The organism is Pseudomonas sp. LBUM1661, assembly GCF_059695925.1.
The window spans coordinates 4,507,984-4,528,808 of record NZ_CP166794.1 but is presented as its reverse complement, the minus strand read 5'-3'; the positions used below and the strand labels follow the sequence as shown (position 1 = coordinate 4,528,808).

25 protein-coding genes are annotated in these 20,825 nt (G+C 60.5%); 10 read left to right on the top strand and 15 right to left on the bottom strand.

Annotated features, from left to right (window positions below):
- Positions 1-30: 30 nt before the first annotated feature.
- The 4 genes from infA to trxB form a co-directional block, all read right to left on the bottom strand.
- Complete coding sequence (gene infA, locus ACA057_RS20835; protein WP_002553999.1) at positions 31-249, bottom strand: translation initiation factor IF-1; 219 nt, start codon at positions 247-249, stop codon at positions 31-33.
- Between the two features lie 111 nt (positions 250-360).
- Positions 361-1,068 (bottom strand): arginyltransferase, encoded by a 708-nt coding sequence (locus ACA057_RS20830; protein ID WP_401363266.1) that lies wholly within the window; start codon positions 1,066-1,068, stop codon positions 361-363.
- 56 nt (positions 1,069-1,124) lie between these two features.
- The gene (aat, locus tag ACA057_RS20825) at positions 1,125-1,805 is read right to left on the bottom strand and encodes a leucyl/phenylalanyl-tRNA--protein transferase (protein ID WP_497341935.1); all 681 of its coding nucleotides are present in this window, start codon (positions 1,803-1,805) and stop codon (positions 1,125-1,127) included.
- A 64-nt stretch (positions 1,806-1,869) separates the two neighbouring features.
- Positions 1,870-2,829, bottom strand: coding sequence for a thioredoxin-disulfide reductase (trxB, locus tag ACA057_RS20820; RefSeq protein WP_497341933.1), 960 nt, complete (start codon positions 2,827-2,829; stop codon positions 1,870-1,872).
- A 308-nt stretch (positions 2,830-3,137) separates the two neighbouring features.
- Here trxB and ACA057_RS20815 point away from each other — a divergent pair, with 308 nt between their 5' ends.
- The 6 genes from ACA057_RS20815 (at position 3,138) to cysG (ending at position 10,776) form a co-directional block, all read left to right on the top strand.
- Complete coding sequence (locus tag ACA057_RS20815) at positions 3,138-5,546, top strand: DNA translocase FtsK (RefSeq protein WP_401363274.1); 2,409 nt, start codon at positions 3,138-3,140, stop codon at positions 5,544-5,546.
- A gap of 67 nt (positions 5,547-5,613) precedes the next feature.
- On the top strand, positions 5,614-6,237 hold the full coding sequence (lolA, locus tag ACA057_RS20810) for an outer membrane lipoprotein periplasmic chaperone LolA (protein WP_059406617.1): 624 nt from the start codon (positions 5,614-5,616) through the stop codon (positions 6,235-6,237).
- Positions 6,238-6,385: 148 nt separating this feature from the next.
- Entirely contained in the window at positions 6,386-7,711 is a 1,326-nt protein-coding gene (locus ACA057_RS20805) for a replication-associated recombination protein A (protein ID WP_497341930.1), read from the top strand.
- Entirely contained in the window at positions 7,711-8,085 is a 375-nt protein-coding gene (crcB, locus tag ACA057_RS20800; protein ID WP_059406619.1) for a fluoride efflux transporter CrcB, read from the top strand. The genes ACA057_RS20805 and crcB overlap by 1 nt, the downstream gene beginning before the upstream one ends.
- Positions 8,086-8,100: 15 nt before the next feature.
- Positions 8,101-9,381: a serine--tRNA ligase gene (gene serS / locus ACA057_RS20795; protein WP_497341928.1), complete on the top strand. Its 1,281-nt coding sequence runs from the start codon at positions 8,101-8,103 to the stop codon at positions 9,379-9,381.
- Positions 9,382-10,776 (top strand): siroheme synthase CysG, encoded by a 1,395-nt coding sequence (gene cysG, locus ACA057_RS20790; RefSeq protein ID WP_497341926.1) that lies wholly within the window; start codon positions 9,382-9,384, stop codon positions 10,774-10,776. It abuts the gene before it with no gap.
- Between the two features lie 115 nt (positions 10,777-10,891).
- On the opposite strand, the gene ACA057_RS20785 is transcribed toward cysG, so the two are convergent.
- The 9 genes from ACA057_RS20785 to ACA057_RS20745 form a co-directional block, all read right to left on the bottom strand.
- Positions 10,892-11,893 (bottom strand): glutathione S-transferase family protein, encoded by a 1,002-nt coding sequence (locus tag ACA057_RS20785; protein WP_497341924.1) that lies wholly within the window; start codon positions 11,891-11,893, stop codon positions 10,892-10,894.
- A 91-nt stretch (positions 11,894-11,984) separates the two neighbouring features.
- Complete coding sequence (locus tag ACA057_RS20780; RefSeq protein WP_497341922.1) at positions 11,985-12,986, bottom strand: glycosyl transferase family protein; 1,002 nt, start codon at positions 12,984-12,986, stop codon at positions 11,985-11,987.
- Positions 12,983-13,318, bottom strand: coding sequence for a TusE/DsrC/DsvC family sulfur relay protein (locus ACA057_RS20775; protein ID WP_497341920.1), 336 nt, complete (start codon positions 13,316-13,318; stop codon positions 12,983-12,985). Before ACA057_RS20775 ends, ACA057_RS20780 begins: the two co-directional genes overlap by 4 nt.
- Positions 13,315-13,608 carry a sulfurtransferase complex subunit TusB gene (tusB, locus tag ACA057_RS20770; protein WP_497341918.1) on the bottom strand — a complete coding sequence of 98 codons (294 nt, stop codon included), beginning with the start codon at positions 13,606-13,608 and terminating at the stop codon, positions 13,315-13,317. The genes ACA057_RS20775 and tusB overlap by 4 nt, the downstream gene beginning before the upstream one ends.
- A complete protein-coding gene (tusC, locus tag ACA057_RS20765) occupies positions 13,608-13,970 on the bottom strand; it encodes a sulfurtransferase complex subunit TusC (RefSeq protein WP_497341916.1) in 363 nt (120 codons plus the stop codon). The genes tusB and tusC overlap by 1 nt, the downstream gene beginning before the upstream one ends.
- Before the next feature lies 1 nt (position 13,971).
- Positions 13,972-14,364, bottom strand: coding sequence for a sulfurtransferase complex subunit TusD (gene tusD, locus ACA057_RS20760; protein WP_497341914.1), 393 nt, complete (start codon positions 14,362-14,364; stop codon positions 13,972-13,974).
- A 198-nt stretch (positions 14,365-14,562) separates the two neighbouring features.
- Positions 14,563-15,267, bottom strand: coding sequence for a YoaK family protein (locus ACA057_RS20755; protein WP_497341912.1), 705 nt, complete (start codon positions 15,265-15,267; stop codon positions 14,563-14,565).
- Between the two features lie 35 nt (positions 15,268-15,302).
- Positions 15,303-15,632 carry a DUF6388 family protein gene (locus tag ACA057_RS20750; protein ID WP_497341910.1) on the bottom strand — a complete coding sequence of 110 codons (330 nt, stop codon included), beginning with the start codon at positions 15,630-15,632 and terminating at the stop codon, positions 15,303-15,305.
- A gap of 20 nt (positions 15,633-15,652) precedes the next feature.
- Positions 15,653-15,901: a hypothetical protein gene (locus tag ACA057_RS20745; RefSeq protein ID WP_008154823.1), complete on the bottom strand. Its 249-nt coding sequence runs from the start codon at positions 15,899-15,901 to the stop codon at positions 15,653-15,655.
- A gap of 148 nt (positions 15,902-16,049) precedes the next feature.
- On the opposite strand from ACA057_RS20745, the gene ACA057_RS20740 reads away from it, so the two are divergent.
- Positions 16,050-16,400: a hypothetical protein gene (locus ACA057_RS20740; protein WP_497341908.1), complete on the top strand. Its 351-nt coding sequence runs from the start codon at positions 16,050-16,052 to the stop codon at positions 16,398-16,400.
- A 106-nt stretch (positions 16,401-16,506) separates the two neighbouring features.
- On the opposite strand, the gene ACA057_RS20735 is transcribed toward ACA057_RS20740, so the two are convergent.
- Positions 16,507-16,938, bottom strand: a complete 432-nt coding sequence (locus ACA057_RS20735; protein ID WP_497341906.1) for a GNAT family N-acetyltransferase — start codon at positions 16,936-16,938, stop codon at positions 16,507-16,509.
- 150 nt (positions 16,939-17,088) lie between these two features.
- On the opposite strand from ACA057_RS20735, the gene ACA057_RS20730 reads away from it, so the two are divergent.
- Positions 17,089-17,526, top strand: coding sequence for a hemerythrin domain-containing protein (locus ACA057_RS20730; RefSeq protein WP_497341904.1), 438 nt, complete (start codon positions 17,089-17,091; stop codon positions 17,524-17,526).
- A 52-nt stretch (positions 17,527-17,578) separates the two neighbouring features.
- Positions 17,579-18,163 carry an NUDIX domain-containing protein gene (locus ACA057_RS20725; protein ID WP_497341902.1) on the top strand — a complete coding sequence of 195 codons (585 nt, stop codon included), beginning with the start codon at positions 17,579-17,581 and terminating at the stop codon, positions 18,161-18,163.
- Positions 18,164-18,235: 72 nt separating this feature from the next.
- Here ACA057_RS20725 and ACA057_RS20720 read toward each other — a convergent pair whose 3' ends face one another.
- Complete coding sequence (locus ACA057_RS20720) at positions 18,236-18,757, bottom strand: methylated-DNA--[protein]-cysteine S-methyltransferase (RefSeq protein WP_497341900.1); 522 nt, start codon at positions 18,755-18,757, stop codon at positions 18,236-18,238.
- 152 nt (positions 18,758-18,909) lie between these two features.
- On the opposite strand from ACA057_RS20720, the gene ggt reads away from it, so the two are divergent.
- A complete protein-coding gene (ggt, locus tag ACA057_RS20715; RefSeq protein ID WP_497341898.1) occupies positions 18,910-20,637 on the top strand; it encodes a gamma-glutamyltransferase in 1,728 nt (575 codons plus the stop codon).
- The last annotated feature ends 188 nt before the right edge of the window (positions 20,638-20,825 follow it).

Sequence of the window (20,825 nt, the reverse complement as noted above, 5' to 3'; positions counted from 1 at the left end):
GCATAAGCCGGGCGTCTTGTATTGACTTGATTAACGAGCGCGGTAAGTGATGCGCCCTTTGCTCAAGTCATAGGGCGTCAGCTCGACGCGCACTTTGTCACCGGTAAGAATACGGATGTAGTTCTTGCGCATCTTGCCGGAAATATGCGCGGTTACGACGTGCCCATTTTCCAACTCCACACGAAACATGGTGTTGGGCAGGGTGTCGACGACAGTGCCTTCCATTTCGAAGCTGTCTTCTTTCGACATGCAGTAAAGCCCTCGGTGTCCAATGAATGGCCCGGTGCAACTGCGCCAGGCAAAAGCGGCGTGCATTGTGCCCGAAAAATGGGGTTTAAGCCAAGGGGTTTAGGGCTTGCTCTAGTTCAGGATGACCCAGCGCTGATTAATCAGCAGTTCGATGGGGCGATATTGCGTCTTGTAGCTCATTTTTTTGCAGTTTTTGATCCAATAGCCCAGATAGACCGCTTCCAGCCGCAGGCGCCGGGCCTCGGCGATTTGCCAGAGGATTGCGTAACGTCCCAGGCTGCGGCGTTCTTCCGCGGGTTCGTAGAAGGTGTAGACCGCCGACAGACCGTTCGGCAGCAAGTCGGTCACGGCCACGGCCAGCAGCCGTCCGTCGAGGCGGAATTCGTAGAAGCGCGAAAACGGCAGATCACGCACCAGGAAAGTGGCGAACTGATCGCGACTCGGCGGGTACATGTCGCCATCGGCGTGACGCTGCTCGATGTAGCGCTGGTACAGGTCGAAATATTCTTCACTGAACCCGGGTTTGGCCGGGCGCACTTGCAAGTCAACGTTGCGCTTGAAGATGCGTTTCTGCTGACGATTGGGCGTAAATTGCGCCACAGGGATACGGGCCGGCACGCACGCATTGCAGTTCTGGCAATGCGGCCGGTAGAGATGGTCGCCACTGCGACGAAAACCCATCTCTGACAGGTCTGCATAGACATGCACATCCATGGGCTGACTAGGGTCGAGGAACAGGGTAGTGGCCTGCTCCTCGGGCAGATAACTGCAAGAGTGCGGCTGAGTGGCATAGAACTTCAAACGCGCCAACTCGGTCATGATCAACCCTCGGGGGTAAACTTTAAATAAGTGTAAGCCAAGCGCGCGAAAGTCGCTCAGCAAACCCAGGTTGCGCGACTGGGTTGGTCCAGATGCTGAGCAAGGTAGCGGGCAAATTCGCGGCGCGGAATGGCCCGGGCGCCGAGACTGTGCAAATGGTCAGTGGGCATCTGACAGTCGATCAGCACAAAGCCTGAGTCTTTCAGATGTCGGACCAGTGTGGCAAAGCCATATTTGGAGGCGTTGTCGGCGCGGCTGAACATCGACTCGCCGAAAAACAGCTGCCCCATGGCCAGGCCATACAGCCCGCCGACCAGCTCGCCCTGGTCCCAGACTTCCACCGAGTGCGCGTAACCCCGCCGGTGCAGTTCGAGGTAGGCGTTCTGCATCGCTTCGGTGATCCAGGTGCCGTCGGCGTAGTCCCGCGGCGCGGCGCAGGCGCGAATGACCGCGGCAAAATCCTGATCGAAGGTCACTTGATAACGTTGTTGGCGCAGCAACTTGTTCAGGCTGCGCGAGACATGCAGTTCGTCGGGAAATAGCACCGTGCGCGGATCCGGCGACCACCAGAGAATCGGCTGGCCTTCCGAAAACCATGGAAAACAACCGTGGCGATAGGCTTGAACCAGACGATCGGCGGAAAGATCCCCGCCCGCAGCCAGCAGTCCGTTGGGATCGCGCATGGCTTTTTCCAGCGGCGGGAAGGTCAAGGTGTTGCGTTGTAACCAAGTCAGCATGGCATCCGGGCTTGCAGAAGGGGAGGGCGGTGGCGGGCTGGTCGGCCCGCCGTGAAGTGTGCCGTCATACGGTCGGAATGTCGTCGAGGTATTTTTCGGCGTCCAGGGCGGCCATGCAACCGGCGCCGGCAGACGTGACGGCCTGGCGGTAAACGTGGTCGGCCACATCGCCGGCGGCAAACACGCCTTCAATGGCGGTGGCGGTGGCATCGCCTTCGCTGCCGCCCTTGACCAGCAGATAGCCGTCACGCATCTCCAGTTGGCCCTGAAACAGGTCGGTGTTGGGCTTGTGGCCGATGGCGATGAACACGCCGGTCAGCGGCAATTCCGTGGTTTCACCCGTGTGGCTGTCACGCAGGCGGGCGCCGGTCACGCCGCTGGCATCGCCCAGCACTTCGTCGAGGTTCTGGTTCCAGTGCAGGCGGATATTGCCGTTGGCGGCTCTTTCGAAGAGTTTGTCCTGAAGGATTTTCTCCGAACGCAACTTGTCGCGCCGGTGGACGAGGTGGACTTCCTTGGCGATATTCGACAGGTACAGGGCTTCTTCAACCGCCGTGTTGCCGCCACCGATCACCGCGACCACCTGATTGCGATAGAAGAAGCCGTCGCACGTGGCGCAGGCCGAAACCCCTTTGCCGGCAAACGTCTCTTCCGAGGGCAGGCCCAGGTATTGCGCCGAGGCGCCGGTGGCGATAATCAGCGCATCACAGGTGTAGGTGCCGCTGTCGCCGGTGAGTTCGAACGGGCGCTGCTGCAACTTGGCGGTGTGGATATGGTCGTAGACGATCTCTGTGTCAAAGCGCTCGGCGTGTTTTTGCATGCGTTCCATCAGCACCGGGCCGGTGAGGCCTTCGACGTCGCCGGGCCAGTTATCGACTTCAACGGTGGTGGTCAACTGGCCACCTGCCTGTATGCCGGTAATGACAACGGGTTTGAGGTTGGCGCGGGCGGCATAAACGGCTGCGCTGTAACCGGCAGGGCCGGAACCCAGAATGATCAGGCGGGAATGCTTCGCGTCGCTCATAAAAACACCTCATAAGCCTTTGTCACAAAAGAGAATGCATGCTCAAATTGAACCGCGCGCAATGGGCTTTTGGCTATGCTACACCCAAGGGTCACAAGCATGGCATCGGACGAACAAACCCGTACAATGCCTGTCTGTAACTGTGCTTGTAACAAAATAAGCAGTACGCGCCATGTTTATAAAAACCGGGGTGCAGTGTTAAAAGTAGTCCCAGTTGCGCCTGTTAACTTTTTTACCTGCCTGGATTGGGCAGTTTTTTATAGTCATTCAACAGATGGACGCGCCACTGGCGCAGGAAAAGAAGCGTTTTGAAGAAATCCACCGCAGCACCTAAACCAGCCGTCGTTCCGCTCTGGCGCCAGCATTTGCACTACCGACTCAAGGAAGGTGCATTGATCGCCATCGGCGCCTTGTGCCTGTTCCTGATGATGGCCTTGTTGACCTATGGCAAGGACGATCCGGGCTGGAGCCATAACAGCAAGATCGACGATGTACAGAACTTCGGCGGGCCGGCCGGCTCCTACAGCGCCGATATCCTGTTCATGGTGCTGGGTTACTTCGCCTACATCTTCCCGCTGTTGCTGGCGGTCAAGACTTACCAGATCTTTCGCCAACGCCATGAGCCGTGGCAGTGGAGCGGCTGGCTGTTTTCCTGGCGCCTGATCGGTCTGGTGTTCCTGGTGCTGTCGGGCGCGGCCTTGGCGCATATCCATTTTCATGCGGCGACCGGTTTGCCGGCCGGCGCTGGCGGTGCCTTGGGCGAAAGCCTCGGTGACCTGGCCAAGAATGCCCTGAACATCCAGGGCAGCACGCTGCTGTTCATCGCGCTGTTCCTGTTCGGCCTGACGGTGTTCACCGACCTGTCGTGGTTCAAGGTGATGGACCTCACCGGCAAAATCACCCTCGACCTGTTCGAACTGTTCCAGGGCGCGGCCAATCGCTGGTGGGCCGCCCGTGTCGAGCGCAAGCAGCTGGTTGCGCAGTTGCGTGAAGTCGATGACCGCGTGCATGACGTGGTGGCGCCGACCGTCACCGACAAGCGCGAACAGGCCAAGGTCAAGGAACGCCTGATCGAACGTGAGCAGGCCCTGAGCAAGCACATGTCCGAACGCGAGAAGCAGGTGCCGCCGGTGATTGCCCCGGCACCGCCGAAACCGGCAGCGCCGAGCAAACGCGTGGAAAAAGAGAAACAGGCGCATTTGTTCGTCGACAGCGCCGTCGAAGGCACCTTGCCGCCGATCTCGATTCTCGACCCGGCGGAAAAGAAACAACTCAATTACTCGCCTGAATCTTTGGCTGCGGTTGGCCACTTGCTGGAAATCAAGCTCAAGGAATTCGGTGTCGAAGTCTCGGTGGATTCGATTCACCCGGGCCCGGTGATTACCCGTTACGAAATCCAGCCCGCTGCCGGCGTCAAAGTCAGCCGCATCTCCAACCTGGCGAAAGACCTCGCGCGCTCCCTGGCCGTGACCAGCGTACGCGTTGTGGAAGTGATTCCGGGCAAGACCACCGTCGGTATCGAGATCCCGAACGAAGACCGCCAGATCGTGCGGTTCTCGGAAGTGCTGTCGACCCCTGAGTACGACAACTTCAAGTCGCCGGTCACGCTGGCGTTGGGCCACGACATCGGCGGCAAGCCGGTCATCACCGACCTGGCGAAAATGCCGCACTTGCTGGTGGCCGGTACGACCGGTTCCGGTAAGTCGGTGGGCGTGAACGCCATGATCCTGTCGATCCTGTTCAAGTCCGGCCCGGAAGACGCCAAGCTGATCATGATCGACCCGAAAATGCTTGAACTGTCGATCTACGAAGGCATTCCGCACTTGCTGTGCCCGGTCGTCACCGACATGAAAGACGCGGCCAACGCCCTGCGCTGGAGCGTGGCGGAGATGGAGCGTCGCTACAAACTGATGGCGAAGATGGGCGTGCGAAACCTGTCGGGCTTCAACGCCAAGGTCAAGGAAGCCCAGGACGCTGGTGAGCCGTTGACCGATCCGCTGTACAAGCGCGAAAGCATTCACGACGAAGCGCCGCTGCTGACCAAGCTGCCGACCATCGTCGTGGTGGTCGACGAATTCGCCGACATGATGATGATCGTCGGCAAGAAGGTTGAAGAACTGATCGCCCGTATCGCCCAGAAGGCCCGTGCTGCCGGTATCCACTTGATCCTCGCGACCCAGCGTCCGTCGGTAGACGTGATCACCGGTCTGATCAAGGCCAACATTCCAACGCGTATGGCCTTCCAGGTATCGAGCAAGATCGATTCGCGGACCATCATCGACCAGGGCGGCGCCGAACAATTGCTCGGCCACGGTGACATGCTCTACATGCCGCCGGGCACCAGCCTGCCGATCCGTGTTCACGGTGCCTTTGTTTCCGATGACGAAGTTCACCGGGTGGTTGAAGCCTGGAAACTGCGTGGCGCGCCGGAATACAACGACGAGATTCTCGCCGGTGTCGAAGAGCCCGGTAGCGGCTTTGACGGCGGCAGCGGCGGTGGCGACGATGATGCTGAAACCGACGCGCTCTACGACGAAGCGGTGCAGTTCGTTCTGGAAAGCCGTCGCGCGTCCATCTCCGCGGTTCAGCGCAAGCTGAAAATCGGCTACAACCGCGCCGCGCGCATGATCGAAGCCATGGAAATGGCCGGAGTCGTGACGTCCATGAATACCAACGGTTCGCGTGAAGTCCTGGCGCCTGGCCCGGTGCGCGACTGATTTGAATTGAACAGCGGTGGCGCAGTGATGCGCCGCCACTCTCCCCACGAATGTTATGAGGACTCCCATGCGTCTTATCCGCATGCTGTTGCTGCCGGTACTGGCTTTGACCACGCTTTCGGCCCACGCCGATGACAAGGACGTGGCGCGTCTGACCCAATTGCTGGAAAAATCCCAGACCCTGACCGCACGTTTCTCCCAGCTGACCCTCGATGGCAGCGGCACCCAGTTGCAGGAAACCGCCGGTCAAATGTCCCTGCAGCGTCCTGGCCTGTTCTACTGGCACACCGATGCGCCGCAAGAGCAGTTGATGGTGTCCGATGGCAAGAAGGTTTCCCTGTGGGACCCGGACCTGGAACAAGTCACCATCAAGAACCTCGACCAGCGCCTGACCCAGACCCCGGCACTGTTGCTGTCCGGTGACGTATCGAAGATCAGCCAGAGCTTCGACATCAGCGCCAAGGAAGCCGGCGGCGTGATCGACTTCACCTTGAAGCCGAAAACCAAGGACACCCTGTTCGACAGCCTGCGCCTGTCGTTCCGCAATGGCCTGGTCAATGACATGCAACTGATTGACAGCGTCGGTCAGCGCACCAATATCCTGTTCACCGGCGTGAAGGCCAACGAGCCAATCCCGGCCTCCAAGTTCAAGTTCGACATCCCCAAGGGTGCTGATGTGATCCAGGAATAAAACGCAGAACCTCTGTAGGAGCGAGCCTGCTCGCGATGAACTCAAGGACACCGCTGGGTGTCAGGCAGCCAGCGTTATCGTTAACGTCCATCGCGAGCAGGCTCGCTCCTACAGGGGATAGAGAATCAGTGAGGTTTGATAAGCAGTGATGGACCTGTTTCGCAGTGCCCCGATAGCTCAGCCCTTGGCCGCGCGTTTGCGTGCGGCCAATCTGGACGAGTACGTCGGTCAGGAACACCTGCTCGCTCGCGGCAAGCCGTTGCGCGAAGCCCTGGAGCAGGGCGCCCTGCATTCGATGATTTTCTGGGGCCCGCCGGGCGTGGGCAAAACCACCCTGGCGCGACTGCTGGCGGAAGTCTCGGATGCGCACTTCGAAACGGTCTCGGCAGTCTTGGCCGGCGTGAAGGAAATCCGTCAGGCGGTGGAAATCGCCAAGCAACAGGCCGGGCAGTACGGCAAGCGCACCATCCTGTTCGTCGATGAAGTGCACCGTTTCAACAAGTCCCAGCAGGATGCGTTCCTGCCCTACGTTGAAGACGGCACGCTGATTTTCATCGGCGCGACCACCGAAAACCCTTCGTTCGAACTCAACAATGCGCTGCTGTCCCGGGCCCGCGTCTACGTGCTCAAAAGCCTCGACGAAGCGGCCCTGCGCAAACTGGTGCATCGCGCACTGACCGAAGAGCGTGGCCTGGGCAAACGGCAACTGACCCTCAATGATGAAGGCTTTCAGATGCTGCTGTCCGCCGCCGATGGCGATGGCCGGCGTTTGCTCAACCTGCTGGAAAACGCCTCGGACCTGGCCGAGGACAACAGCGAGATCGGCGTCGATCTGCTGCAAAGCCTGCTCGGCGATACCCGGCGGCGTTTCGACAAGGGCGGCGAAGCGTTCTACGACCAGATTTCCGCGCTGCATAAATCGGTGCGCGGCTCCAACCCCGACGGCGCGTTGTACTGGTTTGCGCGCATGATCGATGGCGGTTGCGATCCGCTGTACCTGGCCCGGCGCGTGGTGCGCATGGCCAGCGAAGACATTGGCAACGCTGACCCGCGCGCGCTGAGCCTGTGCCTGGCGGCGTGGGAAGTGCAGGAGCGTCTCGGCAGCCCCGAAGGCGAATTGGCGGTGGCCCAGGCCATTACGTACCTGGCCTGTGCGCCGAAAAGCAACGCGGTGTACATGGGCTTCAAAGCGGCGATGCGCAGTGCCACCGAACACGGTTCGCTGGAAGTGCCGCTGCACTTGCGTAACGCGCCGACCAAGCTGATGAAGCAGCTGGGTTATGGCGACGAATACCGTTATGCCCACGATGAGCCGGACGCCTACGCCGCCGGCGAAGACTACTTCCCGGAAGAACTCGAGCCACAACCGTTCTATCAGCCGGTGCCACGCGGCCTGGAGCTGAAGATCGGCGAGAAGCTCAATCACCTCGCACAACTTGACCGTCTCAGCCCCCGGCAGCGGAGAAAAAAATAGTGATTCCCTTGATCGTTGCTGTCTCTGTCGGTGGTATCGCCGGCACGCTACTGCGCTTCGCCACCGGCAACTGGATCAACGCTAATTGGCCGCGGCACTTCTATACCGCGACGCTGGCCGTTAATATCGTCGGCTGTTTGCTGATCGGCGTTCTATACGGTCTGTTTTTGATACGCCCGGAGGTGCCGATTGAGGTACGCGCCGGGTTGATGGTTGGCTTCCTCGGGGGGCTGACGACTTTTTCATCCTTTTCACTGGATACGGTGCGCCTGCTGGAAACCGGGCAAATGCCGCTGGCCGTGGGCTATGCTGCCATCAGCGTATTCGGCGGGCTGCTCGCCACCTGGGCAGGCCTGTCCTTGACCAAACTTTGATAACGAGAGACCGACATGCTCGATTCCAAACTGTTACGTAGCAACCTTCAGGACGTAGCGGACCGCTTGGCATCCCGTGGCTTTGCCCTGGATGTTGCGCGCATCGAAGCGCTGGAAGAACAGCGCAAGACCGTCCAGACCCGCACCGAAGCACTGCAGGCTGACCGTAATGCGCGCTCCAAATCCATCGGCCAGGCCAAGCAGCGCGGTGAAGACATCGCGCCACTGATGGCGGACGTCGAGCGCATGGCGAGCGAATTGAGCGCCGGTAAAGTCGAACTGGACGCGATCCAGACCGATCTGGACTCGATCCTGCTCGGCATTCCGAACCTGCCACACGAATCCGTGCCGGTCGGTAAGGACGAAGAAGACAACGTCGAAGTGCGCCGCTGGGGCACCCCGAAGGCATTCGATTTCCCGGTTCAGGACCACGTCGCCCTGGGTGAGAAGTTCGGCTGGCTGGACTTCGAAACCGCCGCCAAGCTGTCCGGCGCCCGTTTTTCCCTGTTGCGCGGCCCGATCGCCCGTCTGCACCGCGCCCTCGCGCAGTTCATGATCAACCTGCACACCAGCGAACACGGTTACGAAGAGGCTTACACGCCTTATCTGGTTCAAGCCCCGGCGCTGCAAGGCACCGGCCAGTTGCCGAAGTTCGAAGAAGACCTGTTCAAGATCGCGCGCGAAGGCGAAGCCGATCTGTACCTGATCCCGACCGCCGAAGTGTCGCTGACCAACATCGTGGCCGGCGAGATCGTCGATTCGAAACTGTTGCCGATCAAGTTCGTCGCCCACACGCCGTGCTTCCGCAGTGAGGCCGGTGCGTCGGGTCGCGACACCCGCGGCATGATCCGCCAGCACCAGTTCGACAAGGTCGAGATGGTCCAGATCGTTGAACCGTCGACGTCGATGGAAGCGCTGGAAGGCCTGACCGCCAACGCCGAGAAAGTCCTGCAATTGCTCGAACTGCCTTACCGCACCATCGCGCTGTGCACCGGCGACATGGGCTTCAGCGCGGTCAAGACCTACGACCTGGAAGTGTGGATCCCGAGCCAGGACAAGTACCGCGAGATTTCGTCGTGCTCCAACTGCGGCGACTTCCAGGCCCGTCGTATGCAAGCGCGTTTCCGCAACGCGGAAACCGGCAAGCCTGAACTGGTTCACACCCTCAACGGTTCCGGCCTGGCGGTCGGTCGTACGTTGGTGGCGGTGCTGGAAAACTACCAGCAGGCCGACGGTTCGATCCGTGTGCCTGACGTATTGAAACCGTACATGGGTGGCCTTGAGGTCATCGGCTAAATGGACTATCTGCCGCTGTTCCATAACCTGCGCGGCAGTCGAGTATTGGTCGTCGGCGGCGGGGAAATTGCCTTGCGCAAATCCCGCCTGCTGGCCGATGCCGGTGCGCTGCTGCGGGTGGTCGCACCTGAAATCGAACCGCAACTGCGCGAACTGGTTGCCGGCAGCGGTGGCGAGTGCCTGTTGCGTGGCTACGTCGAAGCGGATCTGGACGGTTGCGGGCTGATCATTGCCGCCACCGACGACGAACCGCTGAACGCGCAAGTCTCCGCCGATGCCCATCGGCGTTGTGTGCCGGTCAATGTGGTGGACGCGCCTTCGTTGTGCAGCGTGATCTTTCCGGCGATCGTCGACCGTTCGCCGCTGATCATCGCAGTCTCCAGCGGCGGCGATGCGCCGGTGCTGGCCCGCTTGATCCGTGCCAAGATCGAAACCTGGATTCCGTCCACCTACGGTCAACTGGCCGGTCTGGCGGCGCGTTTCCGCAGCCAGGTCAAGCGCCTGTTTCCGGACGTGCAGCAACGCCGGGCATTCTGGGAAGACGTGTTCCAGGGCCCGATTGCCGATCGGCAACTGGCCGGGCAGGGTGCTGAAGCCGAGCGTCTGCTGCAAGCGAAAATCGATGGTGAAGCGCCCGTGGCCACCGGCGAAGTGTATCTGGTGGGTGCAGGGCCGGGTGATCCCGACCTGCTGACCTTCCGCGCATTGCGCCTGATGCAGCAAGCCGATGTGGTGCTGTATGACCGCTTGGTAGCACCGGCGATTCTGGAATTGTGCCGTCGCGATGCCGAGCGGATTTACGTCGGCAAGCGTCGCGCCGATCACGCCGTGCCGCAGGATCAGATCAACCAGCAATTGGTCGATCTGGCCAGGCAAGGCAAGCGTGTGGTGCGGTTGAAGGGCGGTGATCCGTTTATCTTCGGCCGTGGCGGTGAAGAGATCGAAGAACTGGCGGCTCAAGGCATTCCGTTCCAGGTGGTGCCGGGTATTACGGCGGCCAGTGGTTGCGCGGCGTATGCCGGGATTCCGCTGACGCACCGTGATTACGCGCAGTCGGTGCGTTTTGTCACCGGGCACTTGAAGGATGGTTCCACCGATTTGCCGTGGGCGGATCTGGTCGCGCCGGCGCAAACCCTGGTGTTTTACATGGGGCTGGTGGGATTGCCGATCATCTGCGAGCAGTTGATCAAGTACGGTCGCGCGGCGGATACCCCGGCGGCGTTGATTCAGCAGGGCACGACGGTTAATCAGCGGGTGTTTACTGGCACGTTGGCGGACCTTCCGCAACTGGTGGCGGAGCATGAAGTGCATGCGCCGACGCTGGTGATTGTCGGGGAAGTGGTGCAGCTGCGCGAGAAACTGGCGTGGTTTGAAGGGGCTCAGGCGCAAGTCTGAACACCGAGTCGCCTTAATCGCTAGCAGGCTAGCTCCCACATTGGATCTCTGTTGTTCACAAATCCCTTGTGGGAGCTAGCCTGCTAGCGATGGGGCCCTCAAAAACTAAACAACATCAACCCCTGCGCCAAACCCCTTTCCCACTCAACCGCTCCCGATCATGGGCGGCGGTGAAGTCCTGCGCCGGCCCCTTCGGCACAATCGCCGTCGGATTGATGGTCTTGTGGCTTCCGTAGTAATGATTTTTGATGTGCTCAAAACTCACCGTCTCGGCAATCCCCGGCCACTGATAAATCTCCCGCAGCCAGTTCGACAGATTCGGATAGTCGGCAATCCGCCGCAGGTTGCATTTGAAGTGCCCGTAGTACACCGCATCAAAGCGAATCAACGTCGTAAACAACCGGATATCCGCTTCGGTCAGGTATTCGCCGGTCAGGTAGCGATTCGCGCCAAGCAACAACTCCAGCCGATCCAATTCGCCAAACACATCATCGAACGCTTCTTCATAAGCCTTCTGCGACGTAGCAAACCCGGCGCGGTACACGCCGTTGTTCACTGCCGGATAAATCCGCTCGTTCAGCGCATCGATCTCACTGCGAAGCGGCGCCGGGTAGAAATCCAGCTCATTGCCGGTCAATTCATCGAACGCACTGTTGAACATGCGGATGATCTCCGCCGATTCATTGTTGACGATACGATTCTGCTGTTTGTCCCAGAGCACCGGCACGGTGACGCGGCCGGTGTAGTCGGCGGCATCGGCGGTGTAGCGCTGGTGCATGAAGGTGAAGTGGTCGAGTTTGTCGCCCGTCGAACCCAGGTTCTGGTCGAAGGTCCAGCCGTTTTCCAGCATCAGCCAACTGACCACTGACACGTCGATCAGGCTGTCGAGGCTTTTGAGTTTGCGCAGGATCAGCGTGCGATGAGCCCACGGACAGGCCAGCGATACGTAGAGATGATAGCGACCGGCCTCGGCGGCAAAGCCACCGACACCGCTCGGACCGGGCTTGCCATCGACGGTCACCCAGTTGCGACGTTGCGCCTGTTCACGCTGGAATGCACCGTCCTTGCTGCTTTCGTACCACTGATCATGCCAGCGACCTTCGACTAACAAACCCATGTTCAAGACTCCTCAATCCGATAAGCGTTGGAGAGGAGTCTATGCCCATGAGTTCGAACAAATAGCGCAAAGGTTGAAGGGTTATGATCGGTTAAATCGATCTGTCCCGCGCATCCCAATACTGCTGGGCGGTTTCGAAGGCTTGCTCACGCGTCTGGCCGAGGCCGCGCAAGGCCAGGGCCATGGTCGAAATCAGCGCCATTTGCGGGTAGCTGTCGACCACGTCGCCGCGCCACACGGCTTTCATATGCTCAGGTTCAAGCGAGGCGGGTTTGACGTGACGTTGGCTCGACAGTTGCGGCCATTCCTCGTCCCAGCTTTCGCCGCCGGTGGTGCCGTACAGGTGACTGTCGGCGTCGGGGTTGATCTCGATCTCGCCGCCATCGCCCTTGACCACAATCGCGGTGTCGCCAAGCAGGCCGCTGGCATCGCGATGCACCGCCTGGTAGCCAGGATGGAAAATGCTTTGCAGGCCGCAGCGCGCGCCCAGGGGATTGAGAATCCGCGTCAGGGAGTGGATCGGCGAGCGCAGACCGAGGGTGTTGCGCAGGTCGATCATTCGTTGCAACTGCGGCGCCCAGTCCACCAGCGGCATGAACGCCAGGCCGCCGTTATCCAGCGCCTCGCCGACCTGTTGCCAGTTGCGGCACAGCGGGATGTTCAACGCGTCCAACAGTTGTTCGCTGTACAGGCGACCGGCCGTGTGGGCGCCGCCGCCGTGCATGAAGACGCGCACGCCGTTCTGCGCCAGGCACTTGGCCGCCAGCAAGTACCACGGCAAATGACGCTTCTTGCCGGCATAGGTTGGCCAGTCGAGATCAACGGCCATTGCAGGAGGATTCAACCGTTCACGCAAGGCTTCGGTAAACCCGGCCATTTCCTCGGCGCTTTCTTCCTTATGGCGCAACAGCATCAGGAACGCGCCGAGCTGGGTGTCCTCGACCTTGTCGTCGAGCACCATGCCCATGGCTTCGCGGGCTTCGACCCGGGTCAGGTCGCGGGCACCGCGTTTGCCTTTGCCGAGTATCCGCACGAATTGGGCGAACGGGTGCTCGGCGGGCGTTTCGAGGGTCAGCGCTGGGAAATCGGTCATAAGCAATTCGTCGGTTTGGGCAGGCCCGCCAGTTTTGCGGCGAGTTTGGCAGGGGTGCCTTTGAACAGTCGGTTCAGGTGCAGGCTGTTGCCCTTGTCCGGGCCCAGCTTCAATGCGGTGTACTTGATCAGCGGACGGGTGGCCGGCGACAACTGGAACTCGTCGTAGAAGCTGCGCAACAGTTCGAGGATCTCCCAGTGTTCGGGGCTCAACTCGATGTCTTCGGCGGCGGCCAGGGCGCTGGCCACGTCGGCAGACCAGTCGCTCAGTTCGACCAGAAAACCGTCCTTGTCCAACTCGATGGCGCGGGCGCCGACAGTCAGGGAATTCATAGCCAGCTGTTGACCTTGTCATAGTGAATCGACAGCTCGACGAAGGCCGGGTAATCGATGGCGCTGGCCCAGTCCGGAACGACCAGCGCCCGGGCCTGAGCGTCTTCGACCAGCACGAACAGCTTTAAGCTGCGTGCATTCAGGGTACTGAACGGCGCGGTGCCCGGCTGCAAGGCATACGCCGCGTCGCCGGACAGCAGCAGCGCATCGTCAGCGCCGATCACGCGCAGGCAACTGGTCAGGCGATCGTCGCCGAACGGGGAATGAGACAACACATGCAAAGTCGACATCAGAGGGTGATCACCTGGTCGTAACGGTCAATAAGTGCGGTGATTTCGTCGGCGGCCAGCACTTGGGCTTCTTCCAGCGCTAGACCGGCCGGGTCCAGACCGCGTTGTGCAGCGCTGTCACCACAGACGAACAGGTCTTCGACACCGAACATCGGCAGAGCTTGCAGGTTGGCGCTCAGGTCTTTCTGTTGCAGGGCCTTGGCGTCCTGTCTGGCGGCAAGCTGGAACACCCCGTCATCGAGAAACAGCAGGCCGATCGGCAGATCGAAGGCGCCGCCCGCCAGGACGATGTCCAGGGCTTCCCGCGCGTTCGGCCCGGACCAGGGCGCCTGACGGCTGATAATCAGCAAGGATTTGGGCATCTCACGCGCCTCCGAAACAGATCAGGCGGTCGGCATCCTGCACCGCGTCATGCAACTGGCCGAGGCCGGACAATTCCCACGGTGCGCCGACGGCCACGGCTTCACGCTGATAGCGTTTGGCTTCTTCTTCGTTCAACACCCCGCGACGCAGGGCGGCGGCGATGCAGACGACGCCATCGAGTCGATGCTCGGACACAAAGGCGCGCCATTGCTTGGGCACGTCCTGTTCATCCTGAGGCGTGACCACGCTGCCGGAGGCGTTATAGACGCCGTCCTGATAGAAAAACAGCCGGACAATCTCATGCCCACCGGCCAACGCAGCCTGGGCAAACAGCAAGGCGCGGCGCGAGGAGGGCGCATGAGCGGCGGAAAACAGCGCGATGGCGAACTTCATGACGGACTCGATCAGCGAAACTGCGGCCATGATAAAGCTTTATCGGCGAGGCGGCTAAATCGATGTTGTCTGTGCGGGCCTCATCGCGGGCAAGCCCGCTCCCACAGGGATTTGTGCGATACCCAAGATCGTAGCTTCACAGTAAAACCTGTGGGAGCGGGCTTGCCCGCGATGAGGCCCGAGCAGGCCACACAAGATTCAGCGAGGCATATACCCCAACTGCCAACGCCGCGGAATCTTCAGCGACAGCACCCCCAGCGCTCCGGCCAGCAGCCCGCTGACAAACAGCGCCTTGAGCCCAAGGTGATGTTCCAGCACGGCGCCGAGCACCGCGCCGGCAAACATGCCGGTCCAGGGGATCAGTTGCACGCGCCAGCCATTGCGCCGCTCGCCGAGCATCCAGCGCCCCAGGCCACGGCCGAAGCGCGACAGGGCGCCGGTGACGTAGGTCAGGCCGACCGGCAAGCCATTCACTTCTTCCACGGCGGCATTGAGCATGCCCATGGCAATGATCGCCGCCAGCAGCGCCGGCAATTGTTCGTCATAGGGCCACGCGGCGGAACCACAGAGCAGCGTGGCGATGCACAGCAGCAAGGGCAGCGCCCGACGTCCGCCAAGGCGGCTGACGACGATGCCCAAGGCATTGCCGATGATAAACGTGGCGACGAGGATCAGCAGGCGCAGGGTCAGCCCCAGATCGCCATCGCTGATGGCCACCGCGAGGCGGGTGGTGTTGCCGCTCATGAACGAAACGAAATCGCCGCTGGCCATGAAGCCGATAGCGTCGGTCATGCCGGCGAGCACCGAGAGACTGGCCACCATCGACATGCCGATGCGTCCCCGCCATTTGCGGGCATGCAGATGGCCCGGGCTGGCGCGATCAGTTGAGAGGGATGGCAACATCGGCGAAGGTCTTCCTCAGGTAGCGACTAAAACAGTCACTTACTCAATCCATATAACTCGCAATACTCCAGCCAGTCCATACCGGCCATCTCGGCGACTTCCTTGTGCACTTCCATACGCTGGGCCTGGTAGTCCTCAGGCGTCGCGGCCGTCAGTTGCAGCGTCAGCTCCCAGGCGAACAACCCCAGGCGCTCGGCTTCAGCCTCGAAGGCTTCATGCAGGCGCTCATCGCGAAACTGTGCGGCGGTCTCGCCCTTGGCCTGGGCCAGCAGCGGGTTGAGGTGGTCGAGTTCGTCGCGCAGTTCAGGGCGCTCATCGAGAAACCGCTTTAGCGCTTGCTCGTGTTGCTGTTCGGTTGCCGCCATGGTCGCTCCTTGAGAATGGGTTACGAAGACTGCTTTTTGCTGGCCTTGGCCGCGGCGGCCAGGCATTCGAGGGCAAACTGCTCGGGGTAGGTCATCTGGATCGGCGTGGTTTCGCCTTTGACGGTTCTTTCGCCGTCGAGGATGTAGCGAATCCGCTTGTCGGTGACGCCGATGCGCTTGGCGATCCAGGAAGGCGTCTGACCGATCTGGCTGATCAGCTTGTCGGCATATTCAGCGGTCGGTTTGTAGTATTCGGCGTTAGGTGTCATGTGCGTTCCAAAAAAATGCGTGTTGCGCTGTGAATGGCGCGACAGGGTGCGCGAATCGTCACGCGGTGTCGCGGTATAAATGAAGTAAAGCAGAACGATACGCCGTGCCACGGTGATACAGTCCGCTTTTTCTTGATGAGCGAACGCAATGCGAATTCTGATGGTGGCGCTGGCCGTGACGTTGCTGGCGGGATGTGCCGGTTCGGCGATGAACGATGCGCGCGGCAAAGCCCCGTATAAAACCCTGAACTCGGACAAACCGGAAAAAGTCGTCGCCCAGTGCGTGCAGTTTTCCTGGCAGGACGAGGCGGTGTTCGGTGTTGATGCCGGGGCCTACCTGCAAGCAGGTGAAAAGAGTGGAACCACCGTTTACACGCGCTCGGCGGAATCCTTTGTGGACGTGACCACCGATGCCTCTGGAACCGTGTTGAGTTATTACGCGCAGCAGGACGATTTTGTCGCCAAGCGCCGGTTGGCGGCGCTCGCGACCTGCCTCTGAATTGATGAGGAATTCTCCCCTGTGGGAGCGAGCCTGCTCGCGATGGAGTGTCAGTCGACGTCAATGTGGCTGACACACCATCGCGAGCAGGCTCGCTCCCACAGGGTTATGCGTCGTTCATCAGGCGCTTCTGGAAGAAGAAGCGCTTGTGCCCCGGCGGGTAGTCAGCGATCTGACCCAACTCGCTGTAGCCCAGCTTCTGGTAGAACCCCGGCGCCTGGAAATCGAAGGTGTCGAGCCAGACGCCGATGCATCCCTTCTCCCGCGCCAGGTCTTCGGCCATGTGCATCAGCTTCGAGCCCATGCCCTGGCCCCGGGCCTGTTCCGGCACCGAGAGCAACTCGACGTACAGCCATTGATAAAAAACCCGGCCATACAGACCGCCGAGAATTTCGTCGTGTTCGTCGCGGATCAGCAAGGCAATCGGCTCCGGCGTCGTGGCACCAGCCTTCGAGGCGTTATAGGCACGCAACGGCAGCACGATGGCATGTTCCTCGGCATCCGTGGGGTTTAGCGACAGTTCGATTCGCAGGGTCATCAGCTATTTCCTTATGGCTTGAGTGGCAACAGTCCCAAGCCTATCGCGGTCAGCGGTCGATGTTCCAGCCCCGCGGGTGGAACCGTCGATCGCGCGCAGGTGTCTAGCCTAAACAGCGTCATTCCAGAACGCGGCCGATGAGGACACCCCGTGAATATTTTTGAAGCACTGCGCGAAAGCCACGACCGCCAACGCACCTATGCCGATGCGCTGATCCAGACCAGCGGCGACACCCCGGAGCGGGTCGAGGCTTACAAGCAACTCAAGTCTGAACTCCAGGCCCACGAAACCGCTGAAGAGCGGCACTTCTACATCCCGCTGATGGAGTTCGACAACGGCGTCGACCTTAGCCGTCACGCAATTTCCGAGCATCATGAGATGGACGAAATGATGGAGGAACTGGACGAGACCGAGATGTCCAGCCCGGCCTGGCTGGCGACCGCGAAGAAGCTCGCCGAGAAAGTCCATCACCACCTCAAGGAAGAAGAGCAGAAGTTCTTCCAGATGGCCGGCAAGTTGCTCGACGACGAACAGAAAGAGACGCTGGCCGGGCAGTATGTGAAGGAGTACAAGGCCCAGCTTCAGTGAGCGTGTTTTCGTCTACGATGTGAGCCCTCTGACGAAAAAAGGATGGATTGTCATGTCGAACACCGCCGAGCGGGTCAACATCATCGAGTCTCAGGTGTTGTCCCATGACTGGTACCTGCTGAAGAAAATCACCTTCGATTACCAGCGCAACAACGGCGAATGGCAACGCCAGACCCGTGAAGTCTACGACCGTGGCAATGGTGCGGCGATCCTGCTTTACAACCGGGAAAAGAAAACCGTCGTATTGACCCGGCAATTCAGGTTGCCGGTGTTCGTCAACGGACACGATGGCTTGCTGATCGAAGTGGCGGCGGGGCTGCTCGAAGGAGTGGCGCCTGAAGAGCGCATCCGCGAAGAAGCTGAGGAAGAAACCGGTTATCGCGTGCACCATGTGCAGAAGGTGTTCGAGGCCTACATGAGCCCCGGTTCGGTGACTGAAAAGCTGCACTTTTTCATCGCCGAATACGACGCTTCATCGAAGGTCAGCGAGGGCGGCGGGCTGGAGGAAGAGACTGAGGAACTGGAAGTGCTGGAGTGGACATTCGACGACGCGCTGGCGGCGTTTGAACGTGGCGAGATCTGCGACGCAAAGACCATCATGCTGTTGCAATATGCAGCGATGAAAAACATCTTCTAAACCACGAAACAAATCCCTGTGTAGCCGCTGGCGCAGCCGAACGCAGGCTGCGCCAGCTGCTACAGGTCCCCGTCAACTTGGAAATAAATCATCCATCCTGCTGGCGCCCGACCATTCGCAGCCTTCCAGCGTCAGCAGCAATTCCTTCGCTTCAAGCCCCCCTGCAAACCCCGTCAATTTCCCCGATGCACCAATCACCCGATGACACGGCGCAATAATCGAAATCGGATTCTTGCCATTCGCCGCACCCACCGCCCGAACCGCGCTGGGATTGCCGATCTGCTCGGCAATCTGGCTATAGCTGCGCGTCTCGCCGAATGGAATGGTCAGCAGCGCCGCCCAGACTTTCTTCTGAAATGCTGTCCCGGAAAAATCCAGCTCCAGCTCGAAGTGATCGCGGGTGCCGGCGAAGTATTCCCGTAACTGCTGCGCGGTGCGCACAAGGATCGGATTATCCGGCGCCGCACTCATCGGTCCTAGCCGCACCCGGCCGGGTTTGTCGTTTTCCCAGAGGATGGCCGCCAGTCGCGTGCCGTTCGCGACCAGCGTCAACTCGCCGACCGGGGACGCCAGGGTGGTGCAGGTGTACGTCATGCCGGCGAACTCCGCGGATGGGCTGGACAAGCGGCAAGCATACTGCCTCGGCGGGGAGGCGCAAAACGTAATCCCAGCCATACTTGCCTCTGCTCTTGAAGCGCGTTCCTCTGTTTATGTGCAGAGCCTAAAAACAATAAAGAGACCGACTCATGAAGTTCGAACCTTTTGCCAAATCGCTGATGGCGACCTCATTGGCGCTCAGCTGCCTCAGTGCTTACGCAGCCTCCGTGGCCCCGGTCGCGGCCGAAAACGGCATGGTGGTCACGGCCCAGCATCTGGCCAGTCACGTCGGCGTCGATGTGCTCAAGAACGGTGGCAACGCCGTCGATGCCGCGGTCGCGGTGGGTTATGCGCTGGCGGTGGTGTATCCCGCGGCGGGCAACCTGGGTGGCGGCGGTTTCATGACCATTCAACTGGCGGACGGGCGCAAGACCTTCCTCGACTTCCGCGAAAAAGCCCCGCTGGCGGCCACGGCCAACATGTACCTCGACAAAGAGGGCAATGTCGTTCCGGACCTGAGTACCCGTGGCCACCTGGCGGTCGGCGTGCCCGGGACGGTCTCCGGCATGGAGTTGGCACTGTCGAAATACGGCACCAAGCCGCGCAAGGAAGTGATCGCCCCGGCGATCAAGCTCGCCGAAGACGGTTTTGTGCTGGAGCAGGGCGATGTCGATTTGCTGGACTACGCCACCGACGTGTTCAAGAAGGACATCAAGGACTCGGGCGCGATCTTCCTGAGCAACGGCGAACCGATGCAAGTCGGCCAGACGCTGGTGCAAAAAGACCTCGGCAAAACCCTGCGGGAAATTTCCGAAAAGGGTGCCGACGGCTTCTATAAAGGCTGGGTGGCCGACGCCATCGTCACCTCCAGCCAGGCCAACAAGGGCATCATCACCCAGGCCGACCTGGACAAATACAAGACCCGCGAACTGGCCCCGATCGAGTGCGACTACCGTGGCTACCACGTGGTCTCGGCACCGCCGCCAAGCTCCGGAGGCGTGGTGATCTGCGAGATCATGAACATCCTCGACGGCTACCCGATGAAAGACCTCGGTTACCACTCGGCCCAGGGCATGCACTATCAGATCGAAGCGATGCGCCACGCTTATGTGGACCGCAACAGCTACCTCGGTGATCCGGACTTCGTGAAAAACCCGATCGCCCATTTGCTGGACAAAAACTACGCGACCAAAATCCGCGCCGCCATCGACCCGAAAAAGGCTGGCGTGTCCCGCGAGCTCAAACCCGGCGTAGCGCCGCACGAAGGCAGCAACACCACGCACTACTCCATTGTCGATAAATGGGGCAACGCGGTGTCGGTGACTTACACCCTGAACGACTGGTTCGGCGCCGGGGTCATGGCCAGTAAAACCGGGGTCATCCTCAACGATGAAATGGACGACTTCACCTCGAAAATCGGCGTGCCGAACATGTACGGTCTGGTGCAGGGCGAAGCCAACGCCATCGCGCCCGGCAAGGCGCCGCTGTCGTCCATGAGCCCGACCATCGTCACCAAGGACGGCAAAGTGGTGATGGTGGTGGGTACGCCTGGCGGCAGCCGCATCATCACCGCGACCTTGTTGACCATGCTGAACGTGATCGATTACGGCATGAACATCCAGGAAGCGGTCGATGCGCCGCGTTTCCACCAGCAGTGGTTGCCGGAAGAGACCAACCTGGAAGCCTTCACCACCAGTCCGGATACGGTAAAGCTGCTCGAAAGCTGGGGCCACAAGTTTGCAGGTCCCCAGGACGCCAACCACCTGGCCGCAATTCTCGTCGGCGCGCCGTCGCTTGGGGGTAAACCGGTGGGCAAGAACCGCTTCTACGGCGCGAACGACCCGCGCCGCAATACCGGGTTGTCACTCGGTTACTGAGGCCCGAGGCCATCCCGCTTTACCGGGATGGCCCCGATTTTGTAGCCGCTGTCGAGCTTGCGAGGCTGCGTTCGGCTGCGAAGCAGTCGTGAATTCAAACGCTGCGGTGTTTCAGGAAAACCGCATGCACAGGATTGACGACTGCTGCGCAGCCGAACGCAGCCTCGCAGGCTCGACAGCTGCTACAA